This window comes from Mycolicibacter hiberniae, from assembly GCF_010729485.1.
In the GTDB taxonomy this organism is placed as follows: domain Bacteria; phylum Actinomycetota; class Actinomycetes; order Mycobacteriales; family Mycobacteriaceae; genus Mycobacterium; species Mycobacterium hiberniae.
The window spans coordinates 1,445,176-1,466,764 of record NZ_AP022609.1 but is presented as its reverse complement, the minus strand read 5'-3'; the positions used below and the strand labels follow the sequence as shown (position 1 = coordinate 1,466,764).

Here is a 21,589-nt window from a genome sequence, read left to right as displayed (position 1 = left end):
CGGTTGGGTGAAAAATCCGCACCTGCGGTATCGGGATTTCCTGCCAGACCCCTGCGGATCTCGTGTCAGAATATCGTGACACGATGTTTCTTGCGCTACCGTCGGCAGGGTGACTACGACAGACGGCCGCCCCGGCGACGCCGGACCGCAGGCCGACCAGGGCTACCGGGCCGAGATACACCAGAACCACAACGAGACCGTCGACGTCGAGACCTACGGTGGCGGCTTCGACCTCAGCCGGCGTGCGGTCGCCCCGCATCTGCGTATCGGCCGGGACCGCTGGTTCAACCTGCTCTGGCTGATTCCGATCGGATTCGCCGGGCTGGTGGCAACCATCGCGATCGGCAAAGGCATTCGCAACATCCCAGCCGTTGAGGAATTCATCACACGCTACCCGGGCAGCGCCGCCTCGTCGGAATTCCCCGGCGGAATCCCGGCCTGGGCGGGCTGGACGCACTTTTTCAACCTGTTCATGATGATCTTCATCATCCGCGCCGGCATCCAGATTCTCTGCGACCATCCCCGGCTGTACTTCAGCCGCAACTCCACCCCCGGCAAAGACGAGTGGCTACGGGTCGGCCCGCCGGTCCCCGACGATCCGTACTGGACGGCCAACTCCGACACCGTCGCACTGCCCGCCCAGTTCGGCCTGCCGGGCTTCCGGCACTCGATCGGACTGGCCCGCTGGTGGCACATGGGCGTCGGCACGTTGTGGCTGCTCAACGGGGCGGTTTTTTATATCCTGCTGTTCACCACCGGCCAGTGGCACCGCATCGTTCCCACCAGCTTCGACGTGGTGCCGAACGCCGCCTCGGTCGCGATCCAATACGCCTCGCTGGACTGGCCGACCGACCACACCTGGTCGAACTACAACTCGCTGCAGATGCTGTCCTATTTCGTCACGGTGTTCATCGCCGCTCCGGCGGCACTGATCACCGCACTGGGCATGTCCCCCGCGCTGTCTCAGCGGTTGGGGCTGGTCAGCAAGCGGATGCACCTGAACCTGCAGATCGCGCGCTCGTTGCACTTCGCGGTGCTGGTCTACTTCTTGGTGTTCGTCCTCGTGCACGTCACGATGGTGTTCGCCACCGAAGCCCTGGTGAACCTCAACCACATGTTCGCCGCCCGCGACGACCACAGCTGGGTCGGTTTCGGCGTCTTCGCGGCGGCGTTCGTGGTCTGCGCCATCGCCTGGATCGCGGCCACCCCGCTCACCCTGCGCTACCCGCGGGTTGTGCAGAAGGTCGGCTACGCCCTGATCGGGCCGTTCCAGCGGGCGCTGGAGAGGCTCGACCCCAAGCCCGGCACCTTCACCGAGGCGGACATCTCGCCGTTCCACTGGCGCAACGGCCGGTTGCCCGACACCGTCGAGTACAAGGAGTTGGAGGCCGGAGATTTCCGGGATTGGCGCCTGAAGGTCTACGGCCTGGTCGAGAACCCGATGGAATTCTCGCTGGAGGATCTCAAGGCCCTGCCGTACCACGACCAGATCACCCAGCACATGTGCGTGCAGGCCTGGTCGGGCGTGGCCAAGTGGGGTGGCGTGCAGATGTCGACGATCATGAACATCGTCAAACCGCTGCCCGAGGCCAGGTGGGCGATCTTCTACTCGATGGGTCTGGGCGCCACCGGCGGGATCTTCTACAACGCTCACCCGGTCGACCAGATGTGGCACCACATGTCGATGCTGGCCTACAACATGAACGACCAGCCGCTGCCCTACATGCATGGCCGGCCGCTGCGGCTGCGCAATGAGCTGCAGCACGGCTACAAGTTGGTCAAGTGGATTAAGGGCATCGAGTTCGTGGCGAGCTACAAAGAGATCGGCAGCGGCCACGGCGGCTACAGCGAAGACCACAAGTTCTTCGGCCGTCACCAGACGATCTGAGCTCGCAGGCTGCCAGGCAGCGGCGGCCAGGGCGTACCGCATCTGCGGCTCCTGGCCGGCCCGGGGCGCACTGATCCGACGCGCCCGGCGCCACCGGTGCGGCCCTACCCGCAGCGACCGCAGCGCGGAGGACTCAGATGCCGGTCCAGGCGGTGTCGAGCTGTTCGGCCACGTCGATGATCTGCGCTCGCTGAGACTGGGGGCTGTCGATCTCAGCTGCCACGTAGCTGGCGACGAAACGCCGGATCTCCCCGTCGACGCCGGCGAAGATCCGCAGCAGCTCGCCGCGGATCGAAGTCGAGGACACCTCGACGGTGATGTCGGAGGGCCGCGGTTTGGGGACGTCGATGATCAGCAGCAGCGGCTCGGCGGCGCGCGCGGTGGCACGCAACGCGATGTCGCCGGACACGGTGAACCGTTGCTTGTCCAGACGCAGGTCGATGAGCAGGTCGATCTCCAGCGGAATGTGGATCGCGAAGGTGAGCAACTCGCCGAGGGTTCGTGTCACCTGCGGCTGTTGGACCCGCACCGTCGCGCTGACCTTGGCGATGCCGCCCGGTCCCTGCCGCATCGACGGCATGGCGAACTCGTCGCCGGCGATGTCGGCGAACGCAGCTGCCACTCGTTCTTCGGTGACCGCGACCTCGAAGAACTTCCGGCCGAACTCTTCGTAGGTCACGAAATTGTGGTTCTGCATAGTGTTGATACGGTCTCACGTCCCCGGCGCCGGCGGGAGTTGATCGGTGTGCGCGTCGCCGTCTTGGCGCTCCACCACGCCGCGGCCGGCCAGGTGCTCGATGAGCGGCATCACGCCCGCTGCCAGGTGCTCGGCCATCGCCGAGCGGGCCAGCGTCTGGTCGCGCGCCGCCAGGGCGGCGAGCACCTTGCGGTGGTCCTGCATGGAGCGCTCCGGCCATCCGGCGATGCCCGGGAAGACCGCCTCCGGGGCGTACCGGGTGACCTGCGACATGATCTGGGCCAGCTTGGGCGAGTCGGCCGCCACGTTGATCGCCCGGTGGAAATCGTGGTTGAGCCGCACGATCCGCTCTTCGTCGTCGCCGGCATAGGCCTGCTCCAGCCGGTCCTGGATCTCGTTGAGCTCGCGCAGCTGCTCCCCGGTGACACCGGCCGCAGCCCGCGCCGCCAGCTCACCGCCCACGAACGCCTGGACATCGGCGACGTCGGCCAGGTCCCGCCTGGTCACCGGCAACACCACGAACCCGCGGTGCGGCTGCTGGTCGAGCAGGCCTTCGGCGCGCAACTCGAACAGCGCCTCGCGCACCGGAGTGACGCTGATGCCCAATTCCGTTGCCAGCTGGTCTAACCGGACGTACGCTCCCGCGGCATAGCCGCCGTCGAAGATGCGCTGACGCACCAGCCGGGCGACGGCCTCCGACAGCTGCGGCCGAGTGCTGAAGTCGGGGGCGGACATGTCTTAGATGCGGTAGTCGGCGAGCAGCCGTTTACTGATGATCTGTTTCTGGATTTCGCTGGTTCCCTCGCCGATCAGCAGGAACGGCGCGTCGCGCATCAGGCGCTCGATCTCGTATTCCTTCGAGTAGCCGTAGCCGCCGTGGATCCGGAAGCTCTGCTGAGTCACCTCGTTGCAGTACTCGCTGGCCAGGTACTTCGCCATTCCCGCGGCGAGGTCGTTGCGCTCGCCGGAGTCCTTCAGTCGGGCGGCGTTGACGACCATCAGGTGCGCGGCCTCCACCTTGGTGGCCATTTCGGCGAGCCCGAACGCGACGGCCTGGTGTTCGGCGATCGGCTTGCCGAACGTGCTGCGCTGCTGGGCGTAACGGGCGGCGAGCTCGAAGGCGCGAATCCCGACCCCGCAGGCGCGGGCCGCCACGTTGACCCGGCCGACCTCGATGCCGTCCATCATCTGGTAGAAACCGCGGCCGGTCGTGCCGCCCAGGATGTCTGCGGCACTGGCCCGGTAGTCGTCGAAGATCATCTCGGTGGTGTCGATGCCCTTGTACCCGAGCTTGTCGAGCTTGCCGGGGATGGTCAGCCCCGGCACGACTTCGCCGAAACCGGTTGGCTTTTCAACCAGGAACGCCGTCATGTTGCGGTGTGGGGTGTCGGCCCCCTCGTCGGTGTGCACCAGCACCGCGACCAGGCTCGACGTTGCTCCGTTGGTCAGCCACATCTTCTGGCCGTTGATCAGGTAGTCGCCCTCGGGGGTGCGGGTCGCCCGGGTGCGGATGGCGGCCACGTCGGACCCGAGTTCGGGCTCGGACATCGAGAACGCCCCGCGCACGTCGCCGGTCGCCATCGCCGGCAGATAGCGCTGCTTCTGCTCGTCGGTGCCGTGCTGGCGCAGCATGTAGGCGACGATGAAGTGGGTGTTGATCACCCCGGAGATGCTCATCCAGCCGCGTGCGAGCTCCTCGACGCACAGCGCATAGGTCAGCAGCGACTCGCCCAGCCCGCCGTAGGCTTCGGGGATCATCAGGCCGAACAGGCCCAGATGCCGCATCCCGTCGACGATCTGCTGCGGGTAGGCGTCGGCGCGTTCGAGTTCGGCCGCGTGCGGTATCACCTCTTTGTCCACGAAAGCCCGTACCGCGGCGATGATCTCGGTCTGGCTTTCGGTCAGGCCCAGCGTTTGGCAGATTCTGCTCATGCATCGATCCTCTCGAACACCGCGGCCAGTCCCTGGCCTCCCCCGATGCACATCGTCTCCAGGCCGTAGCGTGCCTGACGGCGGTGCAGTTCGCGCGCCAGCGTCGCCAGCATCCGGCCGCCGGTGGCGCTCACCGGATGGCCCAGCGAGATCCCGGAACCGTGCACGTTGGTCCGCTCCCGGTCCGCGACGCCGAACTTCCACTCCGCCATGACTGCCAGCGCCTGGGCGGCGAACGCCTCGTTCAGCTCGATCAGGTCGATGTCGGCCAGCGAGAGACCGGCCTTGGCCAGTGCCACGTCGGTGGCGGGCACCGGCCCGATTCCCATGACGTCGGGCTTCACCCCGGCCAGGCCCCAGGAGACCAGCCGCACCAGCGGGGTCAGTCCCAGCTGCGCGGCCTTGTCCCGGGTGGTCACCACACACATCGAGGCGGCGTCGTTCTGGCCGCTGGAGTTGCCGGCCGTGACGGTGGCGTCGGGATCGCTTTTGCCCAGAACGGGTTTCAGCTTCGCCAGCGTCTCCATCGAGGTGTCGGCCCGGGGGTGCTCATCGGTGTCGATGCGTTCGTCGCCGTTGCGGGAGGGCACCGTCACCGCGATGATCTCCTCGGCGAGCACCCCACTGCGCTGCGCCGCCACCGCGCGCTGGTGCGAGGTGACCGCGAGTTCGTCCTGCTCGGCGCGCGATATCTGATACTGCCGGCGCAGGTTCTCCGCGGTCTCCAGCATCCCGCCGGGTACCGGATGGTGCCGCCCGCCCGCGGTGGTCCGGCCGCGGGCCAGGCCGTCGTGCACCCGGACGCCGTGGCGGGCGCCGCCCCAGCGCATGTCGGTGGAGTAGAACGCCACATTGCTCATGCTCTCCGCGCCGCCGGCGATCACCACCTCGTGGACGCCGCTGCCGACCTGCAGGCCGGCTTGGATCACCGCTTGAAGACCCGAGCCGCATCGCCGGTCCACCTGCATGCCCGGCACGGTCACCGGCAGCCCGGCATCCAAAGCGATCACCCGGCCGATCGCCGGCGCCTCGCTGTTGGGGTAGCAGTGCCCCAGCACCACGTCGTCGACGGCATCGGCGGGCAGGCCGGTGCGTTCGAGCAGCCCCGTCAGCGCGGCGACGCCGAGGTCGACAGCCGTCAGCGCCTTGAACATCCCGCCGTAACGGCCGATCGGCGTGCGAACGGGTTCGCAGATCACCACCTCGCGCAGGGTCATAGGTGCCGACCGCCGGTCACCTCGAGCACGGTGCCGGTCATATAAGAGGACATGTCCGAGGCCAGGAACAACGCGACACCGGCTACCTCGTCGGGCTCGCCGGCCCGGCCCATCGGCACCTCGGCGACCTTCGAATCCCAGATCCGCTGCGGCATCGCCTCTGTCATCGCCGAGCGGATCAGCCCCGGTTGGATCGCGTTGACCCGGACCCCGAGGTAGGCCAGCTCCTTGCTGGCGGCCTTGGTCATGCCGACGATGCCGGCCTTGGCGGCGGAATAGTTGGTCTGCCCGATCATGCCCACCTTGCCCGATATAGAGGACATGTTCACGATCGCGCCGCGCTTGCGTTCCCGCATGATCGCCGCGGCCGCACGCAGTCCGTTCCAGGTGCCCTTCAGGTGGACCGCGATCACCTGGTCGAAGTCGTCTTCGGTCATCTTGCGCATGGTGGCGTCGCGGGTGATGCCGGCGTTGTTCACCATGATGTCCAGGCCGCCGAACCGCTCGACGGCGGTTGCCACCAGCGCGTCGACCTCAGCGGAGTCGGTGACGTCGGTGCGCACCGCCACCGCCGCGTCCGGGCCGAGCCGGGCCGCCGCGGCCTCGGTCGCCTCCAGGTTCAGATCGCCCAGCACCACCCGGGCGCCTTCTGCGACGAAGCGCTGCGCGATCGCGAAGCCCAGCCCTTGTGCTCCACCGGTGATCACCGCTGTCCGGCCGTTGAGTAATGCCACGTTTTCCGTCCTCTGCCTGTCTGCCCACCCGCGGTCGGGCCACATCATATTTCATATATGATTTGCGGGCCAGTGCCGAAAGGGGCCGTGTCATGACGACCGCATCCGTCGACGACGACGTCTTCGCCGACATCCTGTCCCAGACCCGCCGATTCGTCCGGACGGTCGTGCTGCCGCGGGAGCAGGAGATTCTCGACACCGATCGGGTCCCCGACGACCTGCGGCAGGCGGCCAAGGATCTGGGCCTGTTCGGCTATGCGATCCCCCAGGAATGGGGCGGGTTGGGCCTGAACCTCGCCCAGGACGTCGAACTGGCCATGGAGCTGGGCTATACCTGCCCGTCGGTGCGCTCGATGTTCGGCACCAACAACGGCATCGCCGGCCAGGTGCTGGTCGGGTTCGGCACCGACGAGCAGAAGAAGCGTTGGCTGGAGCCCATCGCGTCCGGCGCCGTCGCCTCATTCGCGCTCACCGAACCCGGCGCCGGGTCCAACCCCTCGGGCCTGCGGACCAAGGCGGTCCGCGACGGGAAGGAGTGGGTGCTCGACGGCCAGAAGCGGTTCATCACCAACGCTCCGATGGCCGATCTGTTCGTGGTGTTCGCGCGCACCCGGCCCGCTGACGAGCGCGGCGCCGGGATCGCGGTGTTCCTGGTGCCGGCCGATACCGCCGGGGTGCAGGTGGGGGCCAAGGACGCCAAGATGGGCCAGGAAGGCGCCGCCACGGCCGATGTCACCTTCTCCGGCGTGCGGTTGACTGACGCCGCCCTGGTCGGGGGCAGCGAGGACATCGGTTACCGTGCCGCGATGACGTCGCTGGCCCGCGGCCGGATCCACATCGCGGCGCTGGCGGTGGGCGCCGCGCAGCGCGCCCTCGACGAATCGGTGAACTACGCCGCCACCGCCACGCAGGGCGGCAGCATCATCGGCGACTTCCAGCTGGTGCAGGCGATGCTCGCCGATCAGCAGACGGGGGTGATGGCAGGCCAGGCTCTGGTCCGTGACGCCGCGCGCAAGTGGGTCAACGACGAGGACCGGCGGATCGCGCCGTCGGTGGCCAAGGTTTTCTGCACCGAGATGGCCGGCAAGGTCGCGGACCTGGCGGTACAGATTCACGGCGGCAGCGGCTACATCCGGGGCGTGCCGGTCGAGCGCATCTACCGCGACGTCCGTCTGCTGCGGCTCTACGAGGGCACCAGTGAGATCCAGCGCCTGATCATCGGCTCGAACCTGGTCAAGAACGCAAGACACTCACTGTAAGCAGCATCACTTTCGGCGCGGAATATGACGCACCGCGAGCGGCGCATTTTCCAGCGATTTCAGCGGCAAAGCGGGTGTGCAATTCACCCATTGACCAGGCAATTTCGCGACGATAAACCGTATTGTGACCTGCGACGGTCGCCCGACACAAATGTGTTTTGGACCCCTACCAGCACCAACGCAAATATATTGGCGCCCGCTGTGGTATTTTCATAGCCCTACCTGGTGTTTTTCATTCGCACGTTGTGTTTGACGACATCGAGCCTAAACGTGAGGCGTGCCACAGATTTTGGCGACCAAGATAAGCGTTGTTACTGTGCCTGGTCATGTTTGGTCTCGAAGCAATAATGGCGCTCATCCAGGAGGTTTCCGGAACCCCGTACGTCCTCGGCGGCGACTCCCCCGCCGGCACGGACTGCTCCGGTTTGGCCTCGTGGGTGTCCAACATCGCCACCGGCCGGCCGGCCTTCGGCAGCCGGTTCCACACCGCCAACGAGGAGGCAGCACTGCTGGCCCGGGGCTTTAAGCACGGCACCGCGCCGGGCGCCCTGGTGGTGGGCTGGAACAGCCAGCACACCGCGGTGACCCTGCCTGATGGCACACCGGTGGCCAGCGGCGAACGCGGCGGTGTGAACATCGGCGGCGGCGGCGCCTACCAGCCGCAGTTCACCCACCACATGTATCTCCCGATGGACGTCGAGCCGCCGGCCGAAGCGCCCGCACCGATGGACGCCCCGTTCATGGAGTTCGCCCCCATGAACGAGCCGGCCCCGCCGCCGCCCGCAGAGCCGATGGGCGAGCCCATCGAGCTGATGGCGGCGCCGCTGGACGCACCTCCGCTGGACGCACCTCCGCTGGAGGCGCCGCCCGCGATGGAGGCGCCGCCCGCGCCGCCCGTCGAGTTGCCGTTTGAGTTCCCGGCCGGCGAGGCGCCGCCGATGGATGCCCTGCCGCTCGACGAGGTACCGGCCGAGCCCGGTCCGGAGCCCGGCGACTTCCCGGCACCGGCACCGGTTTAGCTTTAGCCCGGCGGCGCCACGGCACCGTGCCGGCGCGCCAACAGCCACGCCCAGCCGTCGGCTTCGCCATCGGCGATCACCTCGACACCGGGGAACGCCGCGCGCAGCTCACCGGGCGCCGCCCGGAACCGTCCGGGGGTGCTGCCGACCTGGCTCAGGGCGGTGACCGCCAGCAGTCCCCCCGGCGCCAGGCGGCGCACCATCGGTGCGTCGAGCCGCCGGTCGCGAAACCGCGCGCAGTAGACGACGTCGGCAGGCGGTCCGTCCGGCAGGCCGTCGTCGAGGTCGACGACGTCGAACCGGCACCGGTCCCCGACCCCGTGCCGCTCGGCCACGTCACGGGCCTGCGCGACGGCAACCGGGGAGATGTCGTACCCGGTCACCGACAGTCCCCGCCGGGCCAGCCAGACCGCCCCGGTGCCCTGACCGCAGGCGATGTCCACCGCGCGACCTGACACCGGAAATACGTCGGCGAACGCCGCAAACTCCTCCGCCGGACCGATCGCGCCCGCAACCGAGCGCCCGGCATACCTCGCGTCCCAGCGGGTGCGATCCTCGGCGCTCATCCGATGGACGATACTGCGGTGGTGAAATTACGCCCCTCGATCGCTGCGTTGCTGTTCCTCCTGGGCGCAGCAGCCGGTCTGATCGGTGACCACTCGCATGTGATCACCGGGACCACCGAGTACCTGCCCCCCTCGCAGGCCATCCCGTTCATCTGGAGCAGTCCGCTCTACTTCCCGATCCTGGTCGGATCGGCCACCGCCTTGCTCGCGGAGCTTCGGCTGCATCTGCCCGCGCCCCGCGGTACGGTCACGCTGCGCCAAGGGGTGGCCGGTCTGGCCGCCGTTCTGGGCAGCTATGTCGTCACCGCGATGCTGCACTCCGCACCGGTGGTGCCCCTGACGACGTTGATCTGTGCGTTCGCCGCGATCACCTTCTGCGCGCTCGGAGATCGGCCGGCGATCGCCTGCGGTGTGCTGGTCGCCGTCATCGGACCGCTCGCCGAGATCGGGATCGCTGCCGCTGGGCAGTTCCGTTACGCCCCCGGCTCCGACCAGTTGTTCGGGGTGGCACCGTGGCTGGTGCCGTTGTACTTCGCGTTCGGAGTCGTCGCAGCGCTGATCGGTGAGTTCGCGGTGGGCGCCCGGCGGCAGGCGCCGTAGGTAAGGCGGGCGTCATGGCACCGGTCACGCTGGGCGGTTACCCGGCAAAACTGTGTGCCCGCCTCACCCACAACGAATTCGCTCCGGGAGTCCCGGAGCCGGCGCCGCCACGTCCTGAACTGGAGTCGCTGCGCGAGGCCGGAATCGCGTTCGAGGGCCGCGTGGTCGACGAACTCCGGGCGCGCTTCGGCGATACCGGACGTCTGCTGTTCATCGAGAACGAAACCGGCGCCGAGGAACGTCAACGGCGCACCGTGGCAGCGATGAAGGCCGGTGTCGAGGTGATCGCCGGCGGGCGCCCGCCGGACGTCGGCGGTCGCAGGGGCCTGCCCGACGTGCTGGTCAGACACCAGAACGGCTATCTGCCCGTCGACATCAAGAACCACCGCACCGTGATCGCCGGCAAGCGTGCGCACGCCGAGGTCTCGCCGCTGTCGGACCCGCAGCACCGGCTGACCGTGCCGGGGCACAGCCATCGCGGCGCACGGTGGCACGACGATGTCATGCAGCTGGCGCACTACACCCGGATGCTGCAGGACTTGGGTTTTCACCCCGGGGTCAACCATGGCGGCATCGTCGGCAGCTCGGATCTGACCGCGCTGGTCGGCGAGAGCCTGGGCGTGACCTGGTATGACCTGGACGCCGAGAACATCGTGACGTACTCGTCGAGCGATCCGACACATCGCAAGGCCCGCTCGGCCCTGCAGCGTTACGACCATGAGTTCGCGTTCCGTCTCGATGTCGCGACGGCCGCCGCGGCCGGCCGGGAACTGGTGCGGCCCTATCGCATCCGGGACTGCGCGACATGCGCGTGGTTCGACCACTGCGCCTCGGTGGCCGGCGAACTCGACGCATCGTTCGCGATCGAGGTCGGCCACCTCACGGTGCGGGAATGGCAGTATCTGTACCGAAACTGCGGCGACGGCGCCGGGTTGAGCGTCGCCCAGCTGGCGGCCGTCGACACCGAGGCGCACCTCGAGGCGTTCCGAGTCCAGTCCGTCGGCAAGAATCTTCCCGGTGAACGTTTGGCAAAGGTCGTACGGCGAGCTCGGATGGCCTGTGACGGTGTTGATTTCGAGTCCCACGAGCCCGGAACGCCGTCGGTGCCTGCCGCCGACATCGAGGTCGACTTCGACATCGAGTGGGATGACCGGGGCCGGATTTACCAGTGGGGCCTGCGCATTCGCGAAGGCCAGGACGACACCACCGCCGGCTATGAGCCAGTGGTCTCGTTCGATCCGCTCGACGACGCGGCCGAGGCCGAGCTCGCCGCCGAGTTCGCCCGCCGGATTCAGCAGCTCCGCGACCGGGCAGCCCGTGAAGGAAAATCGCTCATGGTCTTTCACTGGGACCACCCGGAGACATCTCGTACGCGCAGATTCGCCGATGTCCAGCATGCTCTTGCGGGGATCACCTTTGACCTGCGGAAGTGGTTCGACGCGACGTTTTTCGCCCGCACATCCTCATCGATCAAACAGGTCGCCGCATCCTTCGGCTTCCACTGGGAGGTCGACGATCCCGGTGGCCTGGTCTCGCTGGGTGCCGTCGAAAACGCCCGCGGCAGCGGTCCACTGGCCGAAGCCGCCCGGCGGTGGTGTTTGAGCTACAACGAGTGTGACGTCGCAGCCCAGGCCGCGATCCGCGACGGGTTGCGCCGCCACGGTCGCTGACCGGTCAGCCCTGAGTCTTGACCGACGGGCAGATGTTGAGGTGGGCGGCCTCGACCACCTCAGCGGCAGTGGGATTGGCGACCTGCAGATAAACCGAGAGCTGCTCGACGATGAGACTCCGCGGATGCTTCGGGAACTCCAGGCACGCGGTCCGTCCGGCGGCCAGTCGGCGGGCTTCACTGCCGGGCGGGAACTTTCCACGGATGGCGTTGAGGTAGGCCATCTCTGCGGGGCTGGGATAGGTCGACAACTGGTCGGTGCACACCAGGATGTCCGGGCTGTCGCCGCAGTAGTCGGGGTCACGCGGGTTGAGCGGGTTTGCCGAAGCGGATGCGGCACCGATCAGCCCGGCCAGCGCGCCTGCGGCCAGGGCCGTCGCGAGTGCGGTTGGTTTCACCTCGAGCGCCTTTCTCCTCGCCGCTGACGCTAGCAGCAATCCCCATCCGCCCCGGAAGCTTGCCGGGTGTGGCGGGCACGCTGCGCCCGCGCGTCGCGGTCGGACGTAGCATCCCTGCTATGAGTGGGACGGTCCGGTTCAGCGCGGCGGCGGTCGTCGCGGGTTTCGCGATGGGGATGTCGATCGCGGCCGCACCGGCGCATGCCGATGAGGCCGGTTTCATGGACTACCTCAATACCCACGGCTACACCGCCCGCTACGCCGACGACCAACCGATAACGGAGCCCAGTGTGCGCACGCTCGGGCACATGATCTGCGAGAACCTGCGGGTGGGCCGAACCGTCGAGGCCCAGCAGCCGTACTACCCGGCGTGGCCGCAGTTCCCCCTGATCGCGCAGGCCGCACACCAGGAGTTGTGCCCCGGCGTCTAGCGCCTCGGTGTCGGCCGGCCGCCGTCGGGGTAATTCTGTGAGCAGTTCAGCGTCAAGGACCTGCGGACATGGCACGGTAGGGTGCCGGCCGCGCAGAGCTTCGCCGCCGCCGCGGAGCCGACGTCGAAGACCGTCCTGCGCCGCGAGGTCGCTGCGGTCATGCGCTCGGTCTCCGAGGAACTGGGCAACACCCCGGCGGTGGCCCGCGGTTCCTACGTCGACCCCCGGGTGGTCCGGGCCTACGAGCAGGGCGTCACCATCCGTGCAGCTCTGCAACGGGCGCAGGGCCGCCGAGCCGACCCCGACCGCCGGCTCGCAGCCGAAGCCGCCACGGCACGGATGATCCGCCGAATCGATCGCGCCGGACGTTGACGCCGGCACCGATCACGGCGACGCGGACCTGCACCGAAGCACCGTTCCCGTCGCATCGGCACGCTATTCACTAGAGTTCTCGTGGTGGACGGACGAAAGATCGCCAGGTTCTGCGGTCGCAGCCTGGCCATTCTGACGTCGCTGGCGATCTCTGGAGCCCTCCTCTACGCCCAGGGCAGCCATGATCCGGCTCCCCCGCCCGCCGAGTCCACCGCGGCGGCGCCCACGCCGTCGGCGACTCCGGCTCCACCGCCCACCGGGGGCATGCGCATCGCCAACCCCGAGGAGGCCGCGGCCCTGGCGGCCAGCGTGCCGGCGCCCACCGACGGTCAGCAGTTCACCTTCCCGCTACCACCGGGGGTGGCTCCGGAGAGCGGCCTGCAGGTCAAGACCATTTGGGCGGCCCGCACCATCGGCGTGCTGTTTCAGGAGATCAAGACCATCTACGGCTACCGTCAGGACCCGCTGAAGTGGCATCCCAACGGCTTGGCCATCGACGTGATGATTCCGGACTATCACAGCGAGGCCGGCATCCTGCTCGGCGACCAGGTCGCCGGGTATGCGCTGGCCAACGCCGCGCGCTGGGGCGTCAACCACGTGATCTGGCGGCAGAAGATTTACCCGGGCGTCGGCGGCGGAAACTGGACCTCAGATTACGGCAACGAAACGGCCAACCACTACGACCATGTCCACATCGCCACCGACGGCGGCGGCTATCCAAGCGGGCAGGAGACCTACTACGTCACCTCGATGAGCCCGCCGCCCGCGGATTGAGTGCTGGCCCCGATGCCCACAGTCATGCCACCTGTCGAACATGTGTTCTAATGCCTTGGTGAGCTTGCCCGCCGCCGCGGGCGACGACTGAGCAAGGAGGTTGCCACGATTATGACTGCACCCACGTTCGCCCCCGACGCCCCGGCCGCCACCGCTGACCACCTAGAAACAATTGCGTTCGCCGACGCCACGCCGGCCCCGGTAGCCGAGGCTCCCGAGGCTCGCGAGGATCCCGAGGTCAAGGAGCCGGTCAAGAAGTCGGCCGGGAAGAAGACCAAGACACTCGAGTTGACGCTGACCGTGTCCGGTACCGCCGACGGCGAATGGCGCGCTGAGATCAAGCAGGGCAGCAGTTATCTGGTGCGCAACCTCGCGGTCGCGGCCGCCGCGGTGTCGCGGGCCGCCAAGGAACTGCATGAGGAGCTGTTCGCGCCGATCGAGGCGCTGATGGAGCAGGCCCGCTCACAGCACGCCGCGCGGGTGGCCGCGCTCGAAGCCGAGCTCGAAGCCGCACGGAAAGCCTTGGCAGACTTGGACTGAAGCCCGCGTTCACCGGCGTGCGAGCCAACCCAGGAATTCCTCGACGGTGAACACCGGCTTGCCGTAGTCCTGGGCTTTGCGGGCCTTTCCGGATTGTGTGCCGGCTTCGGCGATGACCAGTACCTCACAGCGTGTCTTGGTCACCGAACTCACCGGCGCCAGCCCGGCCGAGGCGGCCGGCCGAGGCGGCCAGCCGCTCCATTTCGTCGCGATCCAGCACCCGGCCTTGACCGTTCACCGCGGTTCCGGTGAAGCAGACGCGGGCCCCGGAAACCAGGGCCGCGTCGATGTCGTCGGTCATCGACGGCGTCTGCGCCAGGCCCGCCGCCAGACGCTCGGCGCCCAGCGCACTCAATGCGTCGCGCAGGCGCGCCGACACCTCATCCGGTAGCCGGGTTCGGGTGGCCGCGAGCAGCAGCTGGTCGGCGGCGGTCTGGCGCGCAGCCTGCTCCCAATTGGTCTCCCCCGCCACCTGATCGACAGAAGTGGTGCCCAGCAGGATCGCTCCCAGGCTTCGGCTGACCCGCAGCAGCGCGGACAGCGCCGGAAGGTGTTCTGCCGTGGGAGTTGTGACTCCGGGATCGCGGCTGAGCAGGATTCCCGACAGGGCGGCCGTGTCGTCGGGTTCTTCGAACGGCGATGATCCCGAATCGACATCGACGGCGTCGAGACGCTCGAGCGCGGTCCGGGCACGCTGCAGTGCCGTTTCGCCGGTGATGCGGGTGCCCCGCAGTTCGATGCCGAGGGGCATCGGCGTCACCTGTCCCAGTCGCTTGAGTTCGAAGTCGATCAGGCCGAGCGTTTCGTCGACTTTCACCCCCACCGGCGTGCAGCCGGCCAGCATCGGCGCGATCACCGCCCAGGCCTCCCGCAGTGTGGGTGCCAGCAGCACGTCGGCCACCCCGATCCCATACGCCTGCCGCGCGTCGGCCAGATCCCGCTGCGGGTTGACCAGTGTCGACACGGCTGTGCCGTCATCGAATGCCACCGCCAGTTCCACCGGGCGCGGCCGGGACATCCGGCCCTCAGCGCCCACGGTCAGGAGTCCGATCGCACAGAAGCGGCGCGACCGATCGTCTGCGGCCGCGGCGCGCAGGAACCGGGCGATTCGGCGGTCCACCTTCAGATCCTTGGGCAGCACAGGGCGTTTGAGCACCAGCCCGGCCAACGAGGTGCACCGGCTCAATGCCACGTAGAGCTGACCGGTGGAGAACATGCCGCCGGACAGGTCCACCACCAGCCGGTCCAGGGTCTGGCCCTGGCTCTTGTGGATCGTGATCGCCCAGGCCAGCTTGAACGGCAACTGGGTGAAGGTGCCGACGACTTCGCGACGCAAACTCCCGCCCTCGATCATCGGGCGGGTGGCCTCCCAGGTGTACGGGGCGACTTCGGTGATCTGGCCGTCGGGGAACTCGACTTCGACCACTGCGCCGTGGCGGCTGTACCCCACCCCCACCACCCGTCCGATCGTGCCGTTCACCCACCGCTCGGACTGGTCATTGTTGAGCATCATCACCTGGGCGCCGACTTTGAACCGCAACTCGTCCTCGAGCGGCTTGTCGAACGATGACAGGTCACCGGACTCGGTGGCCCGGTGCACCATTTCCTCGCCGGGCAACCGGTCGAGATGTTGACGATTGCGGGCGGTCACCAGCCGGTTGGTCGGCGCCAGCGTCAACCAGAATTCGTCGGCGGGGGGCACGAAGTCGGGGTCGACCCGGGCATCCAGGTGCGCCCTCGCGTGCCCGAGCAGCACGCCTTCACGAATCTCATTGAGAACCGCGGTCATCCGGTCATCGCCGAGCTGGCGGAACACCGTCGTCAGCGCAACGCTCGGAAAGTCCTCGCGACGAAACGTGTTCGCCGAGAAGAAGTACGGGGTTTCGTAGGTGGTCGAAAAATAGTGCCGTTCGCCTTCGGTGACCACGGGCGGCAGCTGGTAGAGGTCGCCCACCAGCACGATCTGCACGCCGCCGAACGCCGTCCCCGGATGCGGGCCGAATCGCTGCAGCGCCCCGGCGATCATGTCGAAGGTGTCGGCGCGCACCATCGACGCCTCGTCGATGATCAGCGTGTCCAAGTTGCCCAGTGTCTTGGTGAACCGGCCGGGCCGATACTCCCCGGCGATGACATCGGACAGTGTCGTGGTCGGCCGGAACCCGAACAGGCGGTGGATGGTGTGCCCGTCGACGTTGAGTGCGGCGATCCCGGTCGGGGCTGCCACTACCACGTTGCGGTCGGTGCCGGCCATGAAGTGGCGGATGAGGGTGGACTTACCGGTGCCGGCCTTACCGGTCAAAAAGAGGTTTCGGCCTGCCGCCAGCAGCCCCAACGCTTCTCGGAACTCCTCGGTCAGCAACACCGTGTTGCTCGCTGCCGCCACGATCGCACCCTACGGGATCCGGGCCCCGCCACAGCCGATCCGGTCTAGGGTGACGCCCATGGGAACCAACTCGTCGACAGCACCGCAGTCCCGGTCTCAGCACCTGGGTGCGCTGGTGATTTCGCTTGTCCTGGTCGGCGCGGTCTCTGCGCTCGGTGGGATCAGCTCCGCGGGCGCCACAGCCAAGTACGGAACGCTCGCCCAACCCAGCTGGGCGCCACCGAGCCACCTTTTCGGCCCGGTGTGGACCGTCCTGTATGTCCTGATGGCCGTCGCGGCATGGCTCGTCTGGCGTACCGATCCGCGGTGGAGCAACCCTGCGATCGCCGTGTACGGCGTCCAGCTGGCCCTGAACTTGGCATGGTCGCCGCTGTTCTTCGGACTCGGCTGGCGGGGGCTGGCCCTGGTCGACATCCTGGTGCTCGACATCGCCGTGGCCATCACCATCGCCCTGTTCTGGAAAGCCCACCGCACCGCAGCCGTGCTGCTGCTGCCGTATTTCGGCTGGATCCTGTTCGCGACCGCACTGAATTACTCGGTGTGGTCGCTGAACAGCTGAGTCGGCCCCGGTCAGTCGGTCTTGGGGCAGTAGAAGTGCGGGTCGTTGCGGTACGCAACCGGCGGCAGGTGGCGCGCCGGTGTCTGCACCAGGGGGGCGTCCACCGGGAGGCGGCCTGAGGCGCGGTCCAGCGCCGAACGTTTGCGCGGGTGCATCAGGGCACGCTGCGGACCGTACTTGGAGACCAGCGTGACGGCCTTGCAGAAGTAGCCGTGCAGACGCTCCTGGCGCGGGCTCCAGGTGTAGCCCATGAGTTCGCGGATCGGCGGGTCGTAGAGGGCGACGGTCATGAAGGTCAGGAAGCGCTGCATGACTTTGAGGTTCAGCGCCCACAACCAGTCCGGAATCCAGTCCATGGACGGGTGTTTGGGCATGGTCGACAGGTCCATGACTTCACGGGCCGCCCAGTTGTTCTCCAGGACGTTGCGGCACATGTGATCCCAGTACGCTTCGAACTCTTCCCAGCTCTTGGGTACCGGGCGCATGCTCATGCCGTACATGCGGTACCACTGGACGTGCTCGTCGAACAGCTGGCGCTTGTCGGCCTCGGTCAGTCCGCCCCCGAATTTCTCGGCGGCCAGCAGGGTCGACTTGAAGAAGGTCGCGTGCGCCCAGTAGAAGACGTCGGGGTTCAGCGCGCTGTAGCGGCGACCCTGTTCGTCCACGCCTTTGATGCCGATGTGGTAGTCGCGGACCTCGGCACCGGTCTGGGGGGCGCGGTAGCCGTCGAACACCACGCCACCGATCGGGTAGATCGACCGCATCAGACGCGGGATGCGCTCCATGAAGAAGATGGAGTGCTCCTTGACGGCGGCACCGAGCTGCGGGTGCATGTTCTGCATCGAACCCGCCCAGGTCCCCTGGAACAGACCCGTCCATTGACCGAAGTACTTCCAGGTCAGTGAGTCGGGACCGAGGGGAATCGGTGGCCCGTCGTAGCCACCGTTGCTCACGGGACAGCCCGCCGCGATCGGCGTTTCGCTGGCTGCGGGGCAGGTTTCCGACATGTCTTGAGTCACGGACGCGCACTCCCAGTCATCGTTGACCATATCTGACAACAGGCGTTATCAGTATCGGAGTGTAGGGGCACGCCCGACGCGGGTCAATCGCCGGTTTATCGCCGCAGGCATAGCGCTCGGGGCCGGGGCGGTGCCAGAATCGCAGTAACGCGCGCATCCGCCAAGGTGCTGGTCGGGGGTCTGCGACGACGCCCCTACGCGATGACTGCCGAGGATGGAGACTCCCCATGACAACGGTCGACCTGCCCCTGCCGGACGCGCGGAGTGCGACGGCCCACGGCACGAGCACAACCCACACCCAGTGCACGCTGTGCGAGGCGCACTGCGGCATCGCCGTCACGGTGACCGACGGGAAGGTCAGCCGCATCCAGGGCAACCCCGACGACGTCTTCTCGCACGGCTACATCTGCCCGAAGGCGACCGCGTTGGCCGGACTGCACGAGGACCCCGACCGGCTGCGCACGCCCGTGCGGCGGGTGGGGGACGACTTCGAGCCGGTCAGCTGGGAAGAGGCCCTCGCCGACATCGGCACCCGGCTGCGCCGCGTCCGTAAGGCGCACGGCAGTCGGGCGCTGGGCATGTACCTGGGCAATCCTGCTGCACACAGTTCCGGAGCGGTCTACGGCCTGATGCTGCGCGCGGCGCTGCTGACGCCCAACTTCTTCTCCGCGTCATCCATCGATCAGATGCCGCACGAGTACGCGGCCTGGAAGGTGTTCGGCTCCAACATCCTCATCCCGATCACCGACATCGACCGGACGCAGCGTCTGGTGATCCTCGGCGCCAACCCGGCGGTGTCCAATGGGTCGCTGTCGATCATGCCCGGCGCCAAACGTCGCATCAAAGCGGTACGCGATCGCGGCGGGACCGTCGTCGTGATCGACCCGCGGCGCACCGAGACCGCCAAGCTGGCGGATCAGCACATCGCGGTGCGCCCCGGCGGCGACGCGTATCTGCTGCTGGGCATGCTTCACGTCCTGATCAACGAGAATCTTTGCGACACCGCGGCAATCGCCGAGCAGTCGGTCGGCATGCCGCAGCTGCGCCGCCTGGTGGCCGGCGCCTCCCCCGAGGCGGTCGCCGATCGCGCCGGAGTCGACGCGGAGACCATCTACGCCTTGGCCCGCGACCACGCGGCGGCCGATTCCGCGGCGCTCTACTGCCGGATCGGCATCTGCCAGCAGGAGACCGGGACGCTGGTGAGCTGGCTGGTGATGGTGATCAACGCGGTCACCGGCAACCTGGACCGGCCGGGCGGCACCATGTTCTCCACGCCGATTGCCGACGTTCCCCGCCTCGCGAAGTACATTCCGGCGGGCTACGGCGCGTGGACGGACCGCTCCGGACGTCACAAGTCCTTCCGCAGCGAGCTTCCCTCTGTCGTCATGGCCGACGAGATCCTGACCGAGGGCGAGGGCCAGATCAAGGCGATGATCACCTGCGCCGGAAACCCGGTGTCGTCGATCCCGCACAAGGGCCGGCTGGACGAGGCTTTGGCCTCGCTGGATCTGTATGTCGCGGTGGATATGTACATCACCGAGACGAGCCGGCATGCGGACTACATCCTGCCGCCCGTCTCGCCGCTGGAGCGCGAAGACGTCGGGCTGCTCCTCACGGTTTTCAGTGTCCGCAACAACGTCCGGTATCAGCGCCGGACGTTCGAACCGCCGACGGACACCAAGGACGACTGGGAGATCCTCAGTCTGCTCGCGCTGGAACTGCTTCCGACTCCCCTGCGGCAGCTGGTGGCGCCGCTGCGTAAGCCGCTGATCAAAGCGATCAATCCGCTGCACATGGCCCGCTTCACCCTGGCGTCCGGACCTTATGGCTGGATGCGCAAGGGCCGCAAGGGAATTTCGATGCGAAAACTGCGCAAGAGCGCGGGCGGACTGGACCTGGGTGCGCTGCAGCCCCGGCTGCGCAAGGTGATCGCCACGCGCGATCGCAAGGTTGCGCTCGCACCGGAGGAGTTCGTTGCGGCGGCCACCGCACTGCTCGAGGGGCCCGGCGATGCCACCAGCGGCTACGACCTTCAGCTCATCGGGCGACGCCAGCTGCGCAGCAACAACTCATGGCTGCACAACGTGCCCTCGATGACCAGCGGCAGCAACCAATGCACGCTGCACATGCACTCCAAGGACGCCAAGGCCCGCGGCCTCGACGAGGGCGACCTGGTCCAGGTGACCTCCGATATGGGCAAGATCGAGGTTCCGCTGCACCTCAGCGACGACATGCGGCCCGGCACCGTTTCGATTCCCCATGGCTGGGGCCACCGCGGCACGGGCTGGCGTCATGCGGAATCCCTGCCCGGCGCCAACGTCAACGACCTGCATGACCCCAGCCGGGTGGACACGTTCACCGGGACGGCCGCGGTCAACAACACCTGGGTCGCCGTCAACGCCGTCGCGACGGCGCCTGCCACGCAGGCTTAGCCTCGCGCCCTTGCGGCGCTGCTCAGACCGGCGGGCAGTCTCGACGGTTCGGTGTCGTCATTGCCTGCTCCGCGGAGTCGATGGCTTCGCGCACCACGTCGAGGACGCCAGGATCCCAGGTCAGTGCCGTGTCCCAGCGCAAGCCGGCCAGATCGGAGACGTAGATGCTGTGGGTGTCATCGGTGGTGAAGCACTGCCGATGCGGCAGGACACGGTCACTGATGTCTGTGGCCAGCGCACTGGACAGCGCGACGATTCCGTCGTTGGGCCACACCGCCGCATCGGCGCCGGGGGCGGGCGCGCCGAACCGGTTGCCGCCGATCAGGGTGACCGGGACCTGATCCAGCACGCCGGCCTGGTCTTCGTTCCAGCCGTCGGGCCCCATCAGGTACGCGCTGTTGACCTCACGGCCCGAGCCGGCCATCAGCCGTTGCACCTCGGTCTGGAAGCCCTTCATCGCGTTCTCGCAGAATCGATCCTGCTGGCAGCCCGACAGCGGGGAGATCCCGTTGGCGTAGTCCGACAGGTAGGAGCCCTGCCACGGGGTGCCCAGAGTGGTCAGCGAGCGGATGCGGATCGGCGAATCCAGGCTCTGCAGTACCCGGAACGCCGCGCGCGAGTACAGTCCGCCCATCGAGTGGGCCACCACGTCGATCTCGCTGACACCGTGGGTGTCGCGCAGGTAGGTCAGGAACCGGGCCAGGTGCTCGCCGGCGGTGTCGATGCTGCCGGTCGAATTGACCGTCATGTTCGCCGCCAGGGTGATCGGGCAGTCCCCGAAGGCGCCGAAACCGTCCTGATCGGTCACGGGGCCGCGGCCGGCCATCGCCGGTGAGGTGTAGACGGCGTAGCCGTGGTCGAGCAGGTCCTGCCGCAACGCGGTGTCGGTGTTGCCGGCCGCCAGCCCCGACGCGCACGCCTGCTCGGGTGTGGTGAACGGGCTGGTGGCGGCCCCGCCGGACACGATCACCACCGCCCGCCCGCCGTGCTCCGGTGCGCGCGAGGAGCATCCGGCGCCGAGCCCGGCGATGACCGAGAGAACGAGCAGGCTGAGCAGCAGACGACGTCGCACCGGCACCTCCGAGGTTTCTTGACGGCCG

Annotated in this window: 22 protein-coding genes; 11 read left to right on the top strand and 11 right to left on the bottom strand. The window is 67.8% G+C overall.

Translation table 11 applies throughout. The features are described 5' to 3' along the window. Positions 1-109: 109 nt before the first annotated feature. Positions 110-1,888: a molybdopterin-dependent oxidoreductase gene (locus tag G6N14_RS06840; protein ID WP_085136940.1), complete on the top strand. Its 1,779-nt coding sequence runs from the start codon at positions 110-112 to the stop codon at positions 1,886-1,888. A 133-nt stretch (positions 1,889-2,021) separates the two neighbouring features. Here G6N14_RS06840 and G6N14_RS06835 read toward each other — a convergent pair whose 3' ends face one another. The 5 genes from G6N14_RS06835 to fabG are packed head-to-tail and all read right to left on the bottom strand — an operon-like array spanning position 2,022 to position 6,513. After that, positions 2,022-2,585, bottom strand: a complete 564-nt coding sequence (locus G6N14_RS06835; RefSeq protein WP_085136938.1) for a hypothetical protein — start codon at positions 2,583-2,585, stop codon at positions 2,022-2,024. A 15-nt stretch (positions 2,586-2,600) separates the two neighbouring features. Then, complete coding sequence (locus G6N14_RS06830) at positions 2,601-3,320, bottom strand: GntR family transcriptional regulator (protein WP_085136936.1); 720 nt, start codon at positions 3,318-3,320, stop codon at positions 2,601-2,603. Between the two features lie 3 nt (positions 3,321-3,323). Next, positions 3,324-4,517, bottom strand: coding sequence for an acyl-CoA dehydrogenase family protein (locus G6N14_RS06825; RefSeq protein WP_085136934.1), 1,194 nt, complete (start codon positions 4,515-4,517; stop codon positions 3,324-3,326). Continuing rightward, entirely contained in the window at positions 4,514-5,734 is a 1,221-nt protein-coding gene (locus G6N14_RS06820; RefSeq protein ID WP_085136932.1) for an acetyl-CoA C-acetyltransferase, read from the bottom strand. Before G6N14_RS06820 ends, G6N14_RS06825 begins: the two co-directional genes overlap by 4 nt. Beyond that, complete coding sequence (fabG, locus tag G6N14_RS06815; RefSeq protein ID WP_085136968.1) at positions 5,731-6,513, bottom strand: 3-oxoacyl-ACP reductase FabG; 783 nt, start codon at positions 6,511-6,513, stop codon at positions 5,731-5,733. Before fabG ends, G6N14_RS06820 begins: the two co-directional genes overlap by 4 nt. Before the next feature lie 47 nt (positions 6,514-6,560). On the opposite strand from fabG, the gene G6N14_RS06810 reads away from it, so the two are divergent. Next, positions 6,561-7,727: an acyl-CoA dehydrogenase family protein gene (locus G6N14_RS06810; protein WP_085136930.1), complete on the top strand. Its 1,167-nt coding sequence runs from the start codon at positions 6,561-6,563 to the stop codon at positions 7,725-7,727. 326 nt (positions 7,728-8,053) lie between these two features. After that, positions 8,054-8,746, top strand: a complete 693-nt coding sequence (locus G6N14_RS21450) for a glycoside hydrolase (protein WP_085136928.1) — start codon at positions 8,054-8,056, stop codon at positions 8,744-8,746. Positions 8,747-8,748: 2 nt separating this feature from the next. Here the strand turns inward: G6N14_RS21450 and G6N14_RS06800 are convergent, their stop codons facing one another. Then, positions 8,749-9,312, bottom strand: a complete 564-nt coding sequence (locus G6N14_RS06800) for a class I SAM-dependent methyltransferase (RefSeq protein WP_085136926.1) — start codon at positions 9,310-9,312, stop codon at positions 8,749-8,751. Positions 9,313-9,333: 21 nt separating this feature from the next. Between G6N14_RS06800 and G6N14_RS06795 the strand changes: the two genes are divergently transcribed. Beyond that, a complete protein-coding gene (locus G6N14_RS06795; RefSeq protein ID WP_308214855.1) occupies positions 9,334-9,912 on the top strand; it encodes a diacylglycerol-binding protein in 579 nt (192 codons plus the stop codon). A gap of 14 nt (positions 9,913-9,926) precedes the next feature. Further along, positions 9,927-11,582, top strand: coding sequence for a ribonuclease H-like domain-containing protein (locus tag G6N14_RS06790; protein WP_085136922.1), 1,656 nt, complete (start codon positions 9,927-9,929; stop codon positions 11,580-11,582). Positions 11,583-11,586: 4 nt separating this feature from the next. Here the strand turns inward: G6N14_RS06790 and G6N14_RS06785 are convergent, their stop codons facing one another. Continuing rightward, the gene (locus G6N14_RS06785) at positions 11,587-11,979 is read right to left on the bottom strand and encodes a hypothetical protein (protein WP_085136921.1); all 393 of its coding nucleotides are present in this window, start codon (positions 11,977-11,979) and stop codon (positions 11,587-11,589) included. 119 nt (positions 11,980-12,098) lie between these two features. Between G6N14_RS06785 and G6N14_RS06780 the strand changes: the two genes are divergently transcribed. The 4 genes from G6N14_RS06780 to G6N14_RS06765 all read left to right on the top strand — a co-directional run bounded on the left by G6N14_RS06780 (position 12,099) and on the right by G6N14_RS06765 (position 14,096). Then, positions 12,099-12,410, top strand: coding sequence for a DUF732 domain-containing protein (locus tag G6N14_RS06780; protein WP_085136919.1), 312 nt, complete (start codon positions 12,099-12,101; stop codon positions 12,408-12,410). A gap of 81 nt (positions 12,411-12,491) precedes the next feature. Next, entirely contained in the window at positions 12,492-12,782 is a 291-nt protein-coding gene (locus G6N14_RS06775) for a hypothetical protein (RefSeq protein ID WP_234809006.1), read from the top strand. 54 nt (positions 12,783-12,836) lie between these two features. Then, positions 12,837-13,556, top strand: a complete 720-nt coding sequence (locus tag G6N14_RS06770; protein ID WP_407663162.1) for a VldE C-terminal domain-containing protein — start codon at positions 12,837-12,839, stop codon at positions 13,554-13,556. 111 nt (positions 13,557-13,667) lie between these two features. Beyond that, complete coding sequence (locus tag G6N14_RS06765; RefSeq protein WP_085136917.1) at positions 13,668-14,096, top strand: DUF6319 family protein; 429 nt, start codon at positions 13,668-13,670, stop codon at positions 14,094-14,096. A gap of 9 nt (positions 14,097-14,105) precedes the next feature. On the opposite strand, the gene G6N14_RS21445 is transcribed toward G6N14_RS06765, so the two are convergent. Continuing rightward, a complete protein-coding gene (locus G6N14_RS21445; RefSeq protein ID WP_268967482.1) occupies positions 14,106-14,240 on the bottom strand; it encodes a hypothetical protein in 135 nt (44 codons plus the stop codon). Then, the gene (locus G6N14_RS21355) at positions 14,221-16,479 is read right to left on the bottom strand and encodes a DEAD/DEAH box helicase (RefSeq protein ID WP_407663084.1); all 2,259 of its coding nucleotides are present in this window, start codon (positions 16,477-16,479) and stop codon (positions 14,221-14,223) included. Before G6N14_RS21355 ends, G6N14_RS21445 begins: the two co-directional genes overlap by 20 nt. Positions 16,480-16,537: 58 nt before the next feature. Between G6N14_RS21355 and G6N14_RS06755 the strand changes: the two genes are divergently transcribed. After that, a complete protein-coding gene (locus tag G6N14_RS06755; protein WP_085136915.1) occupies positions 16,538-17,038 on the top strand; it encodes a TspO/MBR family protein in 501 nt (166 codons plus the stop codon). A gap of 11 nt (positions 17,039-17,049) precedes the next feature. On the opposite strand, the gene G6N14_RS06750 is transcribed toward G6N14_RS06755, so the two are convergent. Next, positions 17,050-18,057 (bottom strand): oxygenase MpaB family protein, encoded by a 1,008-nt coding sequence (locus G6N14_RS06750; protein ID WP_085136962.1) that lies wholly within the window; start codon positions 18,055-18,057, stop codon positions 17,050-17,052. A 227-nt stretch (positions 18,058-18,284) separates the two neighbouring features. On the opposite strand from G6N14_RS06750, the gene G6N14_RS06745 reads away from it, so the two are divergent. Next, a complete protein-coding gene (locus G6N14_RS06745; protein ID WP_085136914.1) occupies positions 18,285-20,489 on the top strand; it encodes a molybdopterin-dependent oxidoreductase in 2,205 nt (734 codons plus the stop codon). Between the two features lie 22 nt (positions 20,490-20,511). Here the strand turns inward: G6N14_RS06745 and G6N14_RS06740 are convergent, their stop codons facing one another. Continuing rightward, positions 20,512-21,561, bottom strand: a complete 1,050-nt coding sequence (locus G6N14_RS06740) for an esterase/lipase family protein (protein ID WP_085136960.1) — start codon at positions 21,559-21,561, stop codon at positions 20,512-20,514. Between the last annotated feature and the right edge of the window lie 28 nt (positions 21,562-21,589).